Source organism: Ruegeria sp. CDSB136 (assembly GCF_059610965.1).
Genome location: NZ_JBXWOP010000001.1, coordinates 99,908 through 111,896, shown reverse-complemented (window position 1 = coordinate 111,896; position 11,989 = coordinate 99,908). Strand labels below are relative to the sequence as shown.

The window sequence follows — 11,989 nt, the reverse complement described above, 5'->3', positions numbered from 1 at the left end:
CCTAGGAGGACGAGAAGATGAATTGGAACGACATGGGCTTCGGAATGGGTTTCGGGATGGGGTTTGGCTGGCTGTTCGGCCTGTTGATCCTTGTGCTGGTGGTTTTGGCCATAGCGGCGCTGATCAAATATCTTCGGAAATAGGAAAAAGGACTTCGCAATGACCTACACGATCAATCGCGTGATCTCCGGCGCAGGTATCGACGATATTGACTCTCGTGCGCGCAAGGCGCTGGCGGATCAGGGTTTCGGCGTGCTGACCGAGATCGACGTCAAGGCGACGATGAAGAAGAAGCTGGATGTCGAGATGCCTGCCTATCGCATCCTCGGCGCCTGCAATCCGAAGATGGCGCATCACGCCATCGGGATCGAGCCGCGTGTGGGTGCGATGCTGCCGTGCAACGTCATCCTGCGCGAGGTCGAAGATGGCGTCGAGGTCAGCGCCATCGACCCGGTCGCGTCGATGCAGGCGATCGAGAACCGCGAACTCACGGCTGTTGCGAGCCAGGTCCGAGACCTTCTCGCGAAGGCCGTAGCTTCGATCTGAGGTGGGTTTGCGCGCAATCATCCTCGTGGTGATGGCGATCCTCGGGATCGCCGTGCTCGGTGCCTGGCTGTTCGCGCCTTCCGCTTTCGACCAAGCACGCGGCCTGATGGACGGCGAGCGTCTGGAAATGCTGGTGGCGCGCGCCGGGATCTGGGGGCCGGTCCTCATCGTCACGCTTATGACCCTCGCGGTTGTAGCCAGTCCGATCCCGAGCGCGCCGATCGCGTTGGCCGCCGGTGCGGCCTACGGGCATGTTTGGGGAACGGTTCTGGTCGTGATCGGCGCGGAACTCGGAGCACTGATCGCGTTCGGCCTCGCACGGATTCTGGGGCATGATATCCTGCGGCGGGTCTTTGGTGACCGCGTCGATGCCGGGCTGCTCGGCTCGCAGACCGCGTTGACGGCGACGGTTTTCGCCAGCCGCCTGATGCCGTTCGTGTCTTTCGACATGATCAGCTACGCTGCGGGGCTCAGTCGCCTGCACGCCTGGCGGTTCGCCCTCGCGACGCTGGCCGGCATCATCCCGGCCAGCTTCCTGCTCGCCCATTTCGGCGGCGAGGCGGTCAGCGGAGACTTTGGCCGGGCGACCTGGGCAGTGCTCGGTCTCGGCCTCGTGACGGGCTTACCGCTGCTCTGGGTGGCGATGCGGAGAAAGCCTGAAGAGAGCGTTCGCGACCAAGATTGAATAGGGCTTGATCTTCCAACCGCTGGAGGTGGCAAGCTGAAAAAAGACCGAAAGGCGGACAGACCATGGAACAAGATCACCACCACGCGGCACCCGACATGCCATCGGGGGCCGAGACGGCGAAAGACCCGGTCTGCGGGATGACGGTTGCAGTCAAGCCCGATGGACTTCACGCCGAGTTCCAGGGCGAGCCCTTCCATTTCTGTTCGGAGAAATGCCAGACGAAGTTCACGGCGGATCCGTGGTTCTATGCCTCGGGAAGGGCCGCCGGACAAAAGAAGGCCGCACCGGCCAACGTCCAGTACACCTGTCCGATGCACCCCGAGATTGTTCGGGATGCGCCGGGGTCATGCCCGATCTGCGGCATGGCGCTGGAACCGATGGTGCCCTCCGACGAGCCCAGCGAGGAGCTGACAGACTTCACACGCCGGATGTGGATCTCGGCTGCCGCCGCGGTGCCGCTTATTATCCTGACGATGGGTGAACTGGTGGCGCTGCCGGTGCGCGACTGGATCGGGCATCAGACGGCCAGCTATCTCGAGTTTCTGCTGGCCACGCCCATCATATTCTGGGCGGCGCTGCCATTTTTCCGGCGCGGCTGGGATTCGATCGTGAACCGAAGCCCGAACATGTGGACGCTGATCAGCATCGGCGTGGCGGCGGCATACCTTTACTCGCTCGTCGCCACGTTCCTGCCGGGGGTGTTTCCGGAACAGTACCGGATGGGGCACGGCGTGGGGACGTATTTCGAGGCGGCGGTTGTGATCGTGACGCTAGTCTTCGTGGGCCAGGTTCTCGAACTGCGCGCACGCGAGCGCACCGGGGATGCGATCCGCGCGCTCCTCGATCTCGCCCCAAAGACGGCGCGGCGTATCCTGCCAGACGGTACCGAATATGACGCGCCGCTGGAAAACATCATGGAGGGAGACCGGCTGCGCGTGCGACCCGGTGATGCGGTCCCGGTCGATGGGACGGTGATCGAGGGCCGGTCGTCGCTTGACGAGAGTATGCTGACGGGTGAGTCGATGCCCGTCGAGAAAGGCCCGGGCGATGCGGTGACCGGAGCGACGATCAACAAGAATGGCTCTCTGGTTATGGAGGCGGGAAAGGTCGGATCCGACACCGTGCTGGCGCAGATCGTCGCGATGGTGTCGAACGCGCGCCGCTCGCGCGCGCCGATCCAGGGTCTGGCTGACCGGGTGTCGGCGGTATTCGTGCCGACCGTGGTCGCCATAGCCGTCGTCGCCTTCATCGTCTGGCTGACCGTCGGCCCCGAGCCCGCGCTGGTCTTCGCGATCGCTTCGGCGGTGTCCGTCCTGATCATCGCCTGTCCCTGCGCGCTTGGGCTTGCGACGCCGATCTCGATCACAACGGCAGCAGGACGCGGGGCGCAGGCGGGCGTGCTGATCAAGGACGCCGAGGCGCTGGAACGCATGGCGGCCGTCGATACGCTCATCGTGGACAAGACCGGCACTCTGACCTTGGGCAAGCCGAAGCTGACGGACCTTATGGCGCTTGGCGACATCGCCGAGACCGACCTGCTTTCGCTGGCCGCAGCGCTGGAGCGCGGCTCGGAGCACCCTCTGGCCGAAGCGATCGTCGAGGGAGCCGAGACGCAGAGTGCCCCGCGTCAGGAGGCCACGGACTTCGGTGCCGTCACCGGCAAGGGCGTACAGGGCAGCGTCGGTGGGCGTGCGGTGGCGCTCGGCAACGCGGCGATGATGCGGGAGATGGGTCTGGATACGGGTGCGGCCGAGGCGCACGCCGACACCCTGCGCGCCGAGGGCAAGACGGCGATGTTCGTCGCTTTCGATGGCGCGCTCGTCGGCATCGTGGCGGTCGCCGACCCGATCAAGGACTCGACCGCACAGGCGATCCGCGAACTTCATGCCCAGGGTCTGAGGGTGATAATGGCGACGGGCGACAACGAGCGCACAGCGCAGGCAGTGGCAGGCAAGCTCGGGATCGACGAGGTGCGGGCGGGCGTGCTGCCCGAAGCCAAGAAGGTCCTTATCGACCAGTTGCGTCGAGAGGGCCACAAGATCGCAATGGCGGGCGACGGAGTGAACGACGCGCCCGCGCTGGCCGCCGCGGATGTCGGCATCGCGATGGGCACGGGCGCGGATGTGGCGATGGAAAGCGCCGGCATCACCCTGCTGGGCGGTGACCTGATGGGCATCGTCCGGGCGCGCAAGCTCGCACGCGCCACTTTGCGCAACATCAAGCAAAACCTGTTCTTCGCCTTCGCTTACAACGCGCTTGGTGTCCCCATCGCAGCAGGACTGCTCTACCCCGTCACCGGCCTTCTCCTGTCGCCGATGATCGCGGCGGCGGCCATGAGCCTGTCCTCCGTCTCGGTGATCACCAACGCCCTACGGCTCAGGCGGGTCAATCTCTGACCTGCCAGTCCATACATGCGAACTCGAAAGGAAACGCAGATGACCCAGAACGCTTTTTCCCGCCGCACGCTTCTGATTGGCGGCGCCGCGCTGGTGGCTGCATCGCCCTTCAGGACCCTGGCGCTAGGCGCCGGTCCGGCGATCCACGTGATGAAGGATCCGAACTGCGGCTGCTGCTCGGCCTGGATCGAGATACTCGAAAACGATGGTTTCGCCGTAACGACCGAGGCGAGCGCCGGGACGCTTCTGATGCGCTACAAGCTGGACAACGGCATCACGCAGGAGATGGTCTCCTGCCATACGGGGCGCGTGAATGGCTACATGATCGAGCGCCACGTCCCTGTTGCCGACATTCGCCGTCTGCTGGTGGAACGCCCCGACGCGGTGGGCCTCGCAGTGCCCGGCATGCCCTACGGCTCGCCCGGGATGGGGCCGGAAAGCGAGCGCGAGGCCTATGACGTGTTCCTGATCCAACGCGACGGATCGACCGAGGTGTTCACCTGCTACGCTGCCGCGTGACCTTGAAGCTGCGATTCCGCTTCTGATCAGGGACGAGAACACAGGCGTGCCTGCTCCCGCATCACGGCGTAATCGCTCAGAATCTCGGCGTTGGCGGATCCGTCCGGCAGAAAAGCCAACTCCTTGGCCATTGCTCGTCCCCGATGAACACTACGAGGCCCCGAAGAGTCCAATCTGTGCCAGCGCATCGAAACACCCGCTAAGGAGTGCGAAATCACGCGATCTAAACATGAACACACACTGCACACGACACCGCGCAAGCCACTGATATTCTACCGGAATTGCCACCATCCATCACTGAACAGGCGCATAGCACGTCTTCGAACGACCGCTTCGAACCGGACTACACACCTTGGTGCAGAGCGCAGCATTCGGTAGTATGGGCTCTCACTTAGCCTTCGCTGCAATCCACCTTAAGGTCCGCATTGCCGCCCATCACATGGAAAACCCGCTGCATCGAATAGAGTGGGGCCTCTGCGACCTAACAATTGCGGCGTTCCCTGGATCCACATACGTGTTGTTGCAGGAACTCGGCCTGCCACTCGATATGATCTACCGACCATAAAACGGAAATATGATCTGCGGATCATACGGCATGAAAGGCAATCGCCCGACGTCGTATGCCAGCAGCAATGGCATCTGCCAAAGGCTGTGGAAACCCATCCGGCAGGTCTGCTAGTGTCTTGTCCAAGGCGGGTTCAAGCTCAGACGCGACGCCCGACAAGACCTCTTCCGCCAGCGCCACACCAAAACCTGCCGCCTTCGCAGCCTGCGGGAAATGGCGCGGCACCACCTCATTGATCCGATAGTGCCCGTCGACCGCCATCGCGAGACGCATCCGGTTTTGGCGAATTTGACCGTCATCCACGGCTTTTTGTGCGCTCAGCACGTCATAAAGCGGGGTCAAAAGGAAACCGCCAGGGCGCAATGCAATACTGAAATTCTTGGCGTGCCCGTCCGTCGCGCCCAACAACCAAAACAGCACCTGCGCGCGGAAAAAGGCGCGTTGATCTTCGTCAGGGTCATCACTGCCCTGCAGCAGCCCGATCCCTTCGGTGATCCCTGGCCCGCCATCCATTTGGTATTTTTGACTGGGTGGGACTGAGAGCGCTTGGCAAAAGTCTTCCTGCGGGAGGCGGATCAACCGGCCATCTTTGGTCCAGCGCCGATCGAACCGGGTCACAACAAGGCTCCGCACGTCCTCGAAGTCGGCAATCTCGACTTCAGCCACATCCATGCCCATGGCCCGACAGAGGTTCATGCAGAAAAACTCGTTCTCAACACTGTCAGACAAATCGATCCCTGCGGGCAGAACGCCAAGCTGCGTCTTGAGGATATGGGTTGTTGGGGTGAGCCCCGATGGACGGATCCACGCGCCCTCGTGGCGTAGCAGCGCCGTTTTTTCCTGCGCCCCTGCGATAGAAATGCGGAAGTCGTCTTCCTCATCTAAGCCTAGCGGAGCGTTTGCGAGGTTGCGTAACATATCCGCAACCTGTGCCTCTGAAACGGGCTCTCCCTCGAGTGCGCCAAACTCGGGGATCTCGCCCGAAACGAACTGCAAGGCCCCTACGCAATCGCGCCCGATTTTCTCCAGCATGTGCCAGGCGTCCGTACCGCCTGCACGCACCCGAGCGGCTACGCGTTCGCGTATCGCCTGATTGTCCGGCAGCAGGTTTTCCAAGTAGGCGATAACAGGGCCGCCCTGGTGTGCCACTTCACGCAAAGGCAGCGAAAGCGAGATGGGCATGGCGTGTTCCCATGCCAACCATTCCGGATCATAGATAAAGCTGATCGCGCCTGAACCAGCGAGACGCAAAGCCCCCACCAACCGTCCGTTCAGAAGCACTTGCATCGTGCCGCTACGCCCATGTTTGGCCATCAGAAGATATCCTCAATCTCAAGCGAGCCACCGCGTTCCACCAATCGGAACTCAAGCCCAAGTGCCGCCATAACAGCGAGCACTGTGGCGAGCTTGGCTCCCGCGTCGCCATTCTCGAGCGACGAAATCGTCGCGACGCGCAAATTCGTACGCGCGCTGATGTCGCTTTGGGTCCAGCCGCGCGCTTTGCGCGTCCGGCGAAGTGCCTCGCCGATCTGCTCGGCCGTTCGTGCTGTGAGGTCCATGATGTGGCTCCTTTTACGGCACAGCGTAAATTAAAACAAATTACGCTGCAACGTAAATATCTACTTTTTACGCCATGGCGTAACAATCGAGCCGCACTTATGCCTGCAGCCCCGCAGCGCGCACCTGCTCGGGCGTCACCAGCTTTGACGAGATCAAGCCCTCAATCTGCCGGTTTGTAATGTGGCGGCAAAGAGGGTGGCGTTCACGGATCCACTCGGCGAGGCTAGCGCGACCTTTGGCTTCGGCCTCTCGCGCCTTCTCCCGGTCCGCCTGTATCTGGGCAAGCCCCTTCTCCCATCGGCACATCTTGAACCAGTTGTCTGAGAAGCAGACCTTGCTGCGCGTGTATCCTTCGCTTTCCTTCGCATAGGCTTTGACCGCATGTTTCAGGTCATCGGGCTCCACACCGGCTTTCAATGCTGCAGCGATCAGGCGCAGACTGGTCCGCCGGTCTCGGATCCTGTCCTCGGGATACGCCGCCAAGATCTTCTCAGTTTCAAGAGCTTCAACCTCCACCTCCGCCGCCTCGCGCCTGCGCGTAGGTAGTTTATGGATGGTTTTAGGATGGTTTGGGGTCCACCGTGAACCCCGTACCCCGTTCACCGTGGACCCCGTGCCGGGTTCAGGCTGGACGGGGTTCACAGTGACCCCCGTCTCGATGTCGGGCTCAGCCGTGGGCTCGAGCGCGGCCACGCGTTCCAGAACGATGCGGTAAATGACGGTGTAGCCGTTCTTGCACTGCCGCCGCCCCGTCTCGATCAAAATGCCTTCGCGGAGGAAGTCGATGATGGTGCGCTTCACCGTGCTCTCGCTGAGCTCAGTGTGGCGCTGGATGGTCCCCTTGGAGCACCAGATGCCTGAGCCATCATCGCTCGCCTTATCGGCCAGGAACATGATGATCTGCTTGCGCGCGGCGCTGCCGAAGCGACGCTCTGCGCATTCATTTGCAACCGCCCAACTCATCGAATTATCCCAAGGTTAGAAACGATTTTGTGAGCATTCTGGCACGCAAACAGCGTTGAAACTTTCGCTTTTTGTTCACTTTTTGTCAGGAGGTGTTTTGCACCCATAAGCCGTTGTTTTTGCGACCGTTCTTTCTGGATTGCAAATCCGTGTACACCGGTTCGATTCCGGTACTCGCCTCCATATCTCCCTGTCAACAACCGATAATTCTGACTGAGGGCGTTTTCACGAAGGTTCACTGCCCTTGCAGCAAGAATGGCTGGCTCAGGCCGCTGTCGCGCGTTGGGCCGTTACCTGATTGAACCAGCTGACGATCTCTTGCAGGTCAGGTGTGATTTCCTCAGCGGCGCCTCCTGTGAACTCCTGAAATTTCTCGTTGTTCAGGCCGTTGACACCGACCAGAACGGGAATATCCCGCGCCAGGGCTTCAGCGATGACAGGGCGGAAGCCGCGGCCGTCCGCCTCGTGTTTGCCGAACTTATTGATAATCAGAAGCTGCGGATTGTCGTCCAGAGAAGCAGTTACATATCCGACGGCCTGCTCCAGCGCGGCCGGGTCAAGACGGCAACCGCGCGACTGGGTGCCCAGAGACTGGGAAATCCGAATGGTCTCACCTTCGGGCAACACCCGGACGTCCATGTCGCATTTGCTGCTGTCCGCGCATTCGGTGTTGGTCTGAACCACACCAGCCAGCCGCGCGTCAGCGTTCAGAAGATGCTCGGCCACAGCGCTCAGCAGGCGGTCGGTTGCGCCGCGATCGGTGGTGGTGACATAGGCCAGGTACATTCAGAGACCCTCTTCGTACAAATACATGACATTCCAGATAGCACGCATGTCTGTGCTCGGCCACACCTCGCGTCAAGGCAGAGGGGAAAGGCCAATAACAGGTGTGTGCAGGTGAAGCAGAACCGCAAATACGGCAAGCGCGACAAGACCGGACCATTTGCCCGGCCATGGGCGCGGTGCGCGTAGCGAGGAGCGCGCGGTATTGCGCGACAGACGCGTCCATTCGATACCCATCGCCCGCGCCTTGCGGCGGTCGATCAGCGCCATACCCATTACAGCGAAACCCGCGAATAGCCCGAAAAGGATGACATGGGACAGGCTGCCATTGGCCAGTAGGTGCGCGCCGGCCCACAACATCAACGCTGCCAAAACCGGATGGCGCGTTGTGCGCAGGATGCCCGGGTTCTCGGGGTCAAAGGCGCAGTGTCCCAGCCCTCCGAACGAAAACGGGTTCTGGATCGAAAGCCCCACTATGGCCAGCCAGCAGGCTATCGGCATGATCAGCAAAGGTATCCAGCGAAAAAGCGCAAAAGGCGGTATGACTTCAACATACGGCGCCCGCGCGGCCGCGACGACAAGCCAGCCCAGCACCAGCAGGGACAAGGCGGAATAGGTCGCGAAATACCGCCTGCGCCCCATCGTTTCGATCAACCTGCCACGCACGGCGGGACGAGCCGGGACAACGTGAGTCAGAAGGAAGGTGATCAGCGCTGCAAGGAAGAGGGCCCAACCGGTCATGATAAACTCCGAACATATTGCGCCCGGTTTTAGGCTGCGGCGCGGGGGTGGTCCTTGTCCGAAATCAAGTCGGGCGCAGGGGCAGATACGCTGCCCCTGCCCTTGTTCACAAGCCCAGTGCCTTGCGCCGTTCTTCGGCAAAGCCCTGCACCATGCGGTCGGCAATCAGCGCCAGGATGGCCATCGCGGCACCAGCCGAGATACCAAGCCCCACATCGGCCTGCCCTAGCGCCAGATAGATCGACTGGCCCAGACCGGTTGTCCCGATCAGCGCCGCAATCACCAGCATGGCAAAGGCATAAAGGATGGTCTGGTTCAGCCCCAGCAGGATGGTCGGCGCCGCGTAAGGCGCACGCACGTCACGCATGATCTGCCACTCGGTCGCGCCGCTTGAAATGGCGGCCTCCATCATCTCTTCCGGCGTATTGACCAGCCCGTGCCGCGTGTAGCGGATCATCGGGACGATGGCATAGGCGCAGATCGCCAGAAAGGCAGAGAACTCGCCAATCTGAAACACCATCAGCACCGGGATCAGGAACACGAACAGCGGAATCGTCTGCAGCATGTCACAGATCGGGCGGACAATTTTCCACACCGGCTCCCACACCGCGCTGGCCAGACCGATCAGCCCGCCAACTACGGCGCAGGAAAACACCGCAGCACCGCTGAGGTAGAGCGACAGCAGTGCCCTTTCCCACAGGCCCGAGACGAGGATGGTGCAGAGCAGCCCCACCGACAGCGCTGCCAGACGCCAGCCGCCCGCAACCCAGCCAAGGGCGGCGGTTCCGGTCAGGACAAACGGCCAAGGCAGGTTGGCAATTCCGGTTTCCAGCATGCCAATCAGGATCAACACGACCAGTCCACCGGTCAGGTGCCCGCGCCACGCCATCAGCAGGGTGATACCAGCACCGGCGGCGAACAGGCCGTAACTCATCCCGGGTGTCCACTGGAACCCCCAGGTAAACGGCAGAACCGCCTGATCAAGACCGATCCGCAACGGCAACAGAACATAGAACAGCGAGTTGTTCTTGAGCGCATCCAGCCACGGTCCGTTCGCCTGCGTGAACGCCGTCAGACCACTGTCGACCGCTTCGGCCATGGGGTCCAGAAGCGTCAGTTCGGACGGATTCGGAAGCCATGCCCAAAAGGCGGCCGTAAACAGTACAGTAAAGCCCAGGACAGCCCAAACGACGCGTTGGTCATAACGCTTGCGCTCGGTCGCCAGAGTGCCGCTCATCCGGTCAATCACCACGGCGAAAACCACAATCACCAGACCGGCCAGCAGGGATTCACCGAACTGCGCCTTGCGCATGGTCAGCAGAACCTCCCAGCCGATATCGTTGAACCCGCCGATGACGGCGGCGATGATCACCATCGAAAGCGCCGCCATCAGACATTGGTTCACACCAACCATGATCTGCGTCGCGGCGGCGGGGATTTCCACCTGAAACAGTTGCTGAAACCGGGTGCCGCCGGACATGATGGCGGCCTCTTTGATTTCGGGCTCGACCCTTTCGAGGCCCAGCATCACGTTTCGCGCCATCGGCGGTGCGGCGTAGATGGCCGAGGCGATCAGACCAACAACGGGGCCGAAACCAAAGAGCAGCAGCAGCGGCGTCAGATAGGCAAAAGTCGGCACAGTCTGCATCACGTCCAGCACCGCCTGCACAAAGGATTTCACCTTTGGCACCTCATTCGCGAGGATACCGATCGCTCCGCCAACGATCAGCGCGACCGGCACCGAGACAGCGACCAGCGCCAGGGTGTTCATGCTCTCGGCCCAGTAGCCTGAGGCCAGTACAAAGCTGAGGCCGAAGAATCCCAACGCCGCCATCGGCAAGCCGCCAAGATACCAGCCCAATGCGGTGACAAGACCGATGAGGATCGGCCACGGGGTATTGGCAAGCACATAGTTGGCCGCATTCATCGGATAGGTCATCAGATCGGAAAACAACCGCATGGCGGGTTTGATACCGTTCAGGAACCAGTCCAGGAAAGCGCCCACCCATTGGGTCGCAGGCAGTTCCCACGCGGTGGGCCATTTCACCAGCCACGGGGCGACGCCTTCCAGTGCAAGACACACGGCACCGACGATCACGGTGATCAGGGCCGCCTGCGCGCCTGCGGTCAGCCGCGCCTGCTGCGCAGGAATATCCGTAGCCGCGGTCATGTGTCATCCACCTGAAGCGCGGCAGCCAGATCCGACGGGTGGACACTGCCGACGATGTTGCCCGCCTCGTCACGCACAGGCACCGGTTCGTACAGTTCCATGCAATGTGCAAGGGCGGCGTCCAGCGTCATCGCCGTGGTCAGGCCCGGATCATCCGGCCCACACTCACTTTCGCCTCCGCGCATGACCGAGGCGACCTTGGCGTGCTGGCCCTTGGCCACATCTTTCGAGAATTCGCGCACGTAGTCGTCGACCGGGCGCAGCACGATATCCGTGGGCGTTCCGATCTGAACGATCTTGCCGTCGCGCATGATCGCTATCCGGTCGGCCAGCTTCAGCGCCTCTTGAATGTCGTGCGTGATGAAGACGATGGATTTCTTCAGCGTCGCCTGAATGCGCAGGAACTCATCCTGCAACTGGCGGCGGATAAGGGGGTCGAGGGCCGAGAATGGCTCGTCCAGAAACCAGATATCGGGGTTCACGGCCAATGACCGTGCGATGCCAACACGCTGGCGCTGACCGCCCGAAAGCTGGCGCGGGAAACTGTCTTCGCGGCCTTCCAATCCGACCAGCGATATTACTTCCTGAGCGCGGGCCAGACGTTCCTTTTTGCCAACGCCCTGAACACGCAGCGGATAGGCCACGTTTTCGGCAACGGTCATGTGCGGGAACAGACCAAAATGCTGGAACACCATGCCCAGCTTCTTGCGGCGCAGCTCGGTCAGCGTCTTTTTTGATGCGCCAATGACATTTTCGCCGTCCACATGGATTTCTCCGCCCGTTCCGGGCAGCAATTGCGAGATACACCGGATCAACGTGGACTTGCCCGACCCCGAAAGCCCCATGATGACGAAAAGCTCGCCCTCCTGGACTTCGAAATTCGCGTCCTGAACGGCCGGAATTAACCCGTTTTCGCGCAGATCGGCGGCGGCTTTTTCAGAGTCGTTCCCTGACCGAGACAGCGCGTCGGTCAGGGCTTTTTCAGCACCAGGGCCAAAGACCTGCCAGAGATTCCAGCAGGCGATGGCTGGCGTGTTTGCGTCAGTCACTTATGCGGC

General features: G+C 61.6%; 12 protein-coding genes. 5 read left to right on the top strand and 7 right to left on the bottom strand.

The features are described from left to right. Nucleotides 1–17 precede the first annotated feature (17 nt). The 5 genes from AC2FIR_RS00565 to AC2FIR_RS00545 all read left to right on the top strand — a co-directional run bounded on the left by AC2FIR_RS00565 (nt 18) and on the right by AC2FIR_RS00545 (nt 4,149). On the top strand, nt 18–143 hold the full coding sequence (locus tag AC2FIR_RS00565; protein ID WP_268888901.1) for a hypothetical protein: 126 nt from the start codon (nt 18–20) through the stop codon (nt 141–143). Between the two features lie 16 nt (nt 144–159). Further along, nucleotides 160–546 carry a DUF302 domain-containing protein gene (locus tag AC2FIR_RS00560; protein ID WP_496716880.1) on the top strand — a complete coding sequence of 129 codons (387 nt, stop codon included), beginning with the start codon at nt 160–162 and terminating at the stop codon, nt 544–546. A gap of 1 nt (nt 547) precedes the next feature. Continuing rightward, complete coding sequence (locus AC2FIR_RS00555; RefSeq protein WP_496743637.1) at nt 548–1,231, top strand: TVP38/TMEM64 family protein; 684 nt, start codon at nt 548–550, stop codon at nt 1,229–1,231. A gap of 65 nt (nt 1,232–1,296) precedes the next feature. Further along, nucleotides 1,297–3,630, top strand: coding sequence for a heavy metal translocating P-type ATPase (locus tag AC2FIR_RS00550; RefSeq protein WP_496743636.1), 2,334 nt, complete (start codon nt 1,297–1,299; stop codon nt 3,628–3,630). A gap of 39 nt (nt 3,631–3,669) precedes the next feature. Then, nucleotides 3,670–4,149, top strand: coding sequence for a DUF411 domain-containing protein (locus tag AC2FIR_RS00545; protein ID WP_157707897.1), 480 nt, complete (start codon nt 3,670–3,672; stop codon nt 4,147–4,149). A gap of 586 nt (nt 4,150–4,735) precedes the next feature. Here the strand turns inward: AC2FIR_RS00545 and AC2FIR_RS00540 are convergent. From AC2FIR_RS00540 to AC2FIR_RS00510, 7 genes are all read right to left on the bottom strand, one after another. After that, entirely contained in the window at nt 4,736–6,028 is a 1,293-nt protein-coding gene (locus AC2FIR_RS00540) for a type II toxin-antitoxin system HipA family toxin (RefSeq protein WP_496743635.1), read from the bottom strand. After that, entirely contained in the window at nt 6,028–6,273 is a 246-nt protein-coding gene (locus AC2FIR_RS00535; RefSeq protein WP_025059995.1) for a helix-turn-helix domain-containing protein, read from the bottom strand. Before AC2FIR_RS00535 ends, AC2FIR_RS00540 begins: the two co-directional genes overlap by 1 nt. Nucleotides 6,274–6,370: 97 nt before the next feature. Further along, nucleotides 6,371–7,237, bottom strand: a complete 867-nt coding sequence (locus AC2FIR_RS00530) for a hypothetical protein (protein ID WP_157707899.1) — start codon at nt 7,235–7,237, stop codon at nt 6,371–6,373. Between the two features lie 264 nt (nt 7,238–7,501). After that, complete coding sequence (locus tag AC2FIR_RS00525) at nt 7,502–8,023, bottom strand: DUF2478 domain-containing protein (protein WP_480906910.1); 522 nt, start codon at nt 8,021–8,023, stop codon at nt 7,502–7,504. A gap of 72 nt (nt 8,024–8,095) precedes the next feature. Beyond that, on the bottom strand, nt 8,096–8,761 hold the full coding sequence (locus AC2FIR_RS00520) for an NnrU family protein (RefSeq protein WP_496743634.1): 666 nt from the start codon (nt 8,759–8,761) through the stop codon (nt 8,096–8,098). Nucleotides 8,762–8,867: 106 nt separating this feature from the next. Continuing rightward, the gene (locus AC2FIR_RS00515; RefSeq protein ID WP_496743633.1) at nt 8,868–10,931 is read right to left on the bottom strand and encodes an ABC transporter permease; all 2,064 of its coding nucleotides are present in this window, start codon (nt 10,929–10,931) and stop codon (nt 8,868–8,870) included. Beyond that, complete coding sequence (locus tag AC2FIR_RS00510) at nt 10,928–11,980, bottom strand: quaternary amine ABC transporter ATP-binding protein (RefSeq protein WP_496743632.1); 1,053 nt, start codon at nt 11,978–11,980, stop codon at nt 10,928–10,930. The genes AC2FIR_RS00515 and AC2FIR_RS00510 overlap by 4 nt, the downstream gene beginning before the upstream one ends. Nucleotides 11,981–11,989 lie beyond the last annotated feature (9 nt).

Bases quoted from the DNA above. Each gene is read 5' to 3' on its own strand.
- AC2FIR_RS00565 (WP_268888901.1), top strand. From the start codon at position 18: ATGAATTGGAACGACATGGGCTTCGGAATGGGTTTCGGGATGGGGTTT.
- AC2FIR_RS00560 (WP_496716880.1), top strand. From the start codon at position 160: ATGACCTACACGATCAATCGCGTGATCTCCGGCGCAGGTATCGACGAT.
- AC2FIR_RS00550 (WP_496743636.1), top strand. From the start codon at position 1,297: ATGGAACAAGATCACCACCACGCGGCACCCGACATGCCATCGGGGGCC.
- AC2FIR_RS00545 (WP_157707897.1), top strand. From the start codon at position 3,670: ATGACCCAGAACGCTTTTTCCCGCCGCACGCTTCTGATTGGCGGCGCC.
- AC2FIR_RS00540 (WP_496743635.1), bottom strand. From the start codon at position 6,028: ATGGCCAAACATGGGCGTAGCGGCACGATGCAAGTGCTTCTGAACGGA.
- AC2FIR_RS00535 (WP_025059995.1), bottom strand. From the start codon at position 6,273: ATGGACCTCACAGCACGAACGGCCGAGCAGATCGGCGAGGCACTTCGC.
- AC2FIR_RS00530 (WP_157707899.1), bottom strand. From the start codon at position 7,237: ATGAGTTGGGCGGTTGCAAATGAATGCGCAGAGCGTCGCTTCGGCAGC.
- AC2FIR_RS00525 (WP_480906910.1), bottom strand. From the start codon at position 8,023: ATGTACCTGGCCTATGTCACCACCACCGATCGCGGCGCAACCGACCGC.
- AC2FIR_RS00520 (WP_496743634.1), bottom strand. From the start codon at position 8,761: ATGACCGGTTGGGCCCTCTTCCTTGCAGCGCTGATCACCTTCCTTCTG.
- AC2FIR_RS00515 (WP_496743633.1), bottom strand. From the start codon at position 10,931: ATGACCGCGGCTACGGATATTCCTGCGCAGCAGGCGCGGCTGACCGCA.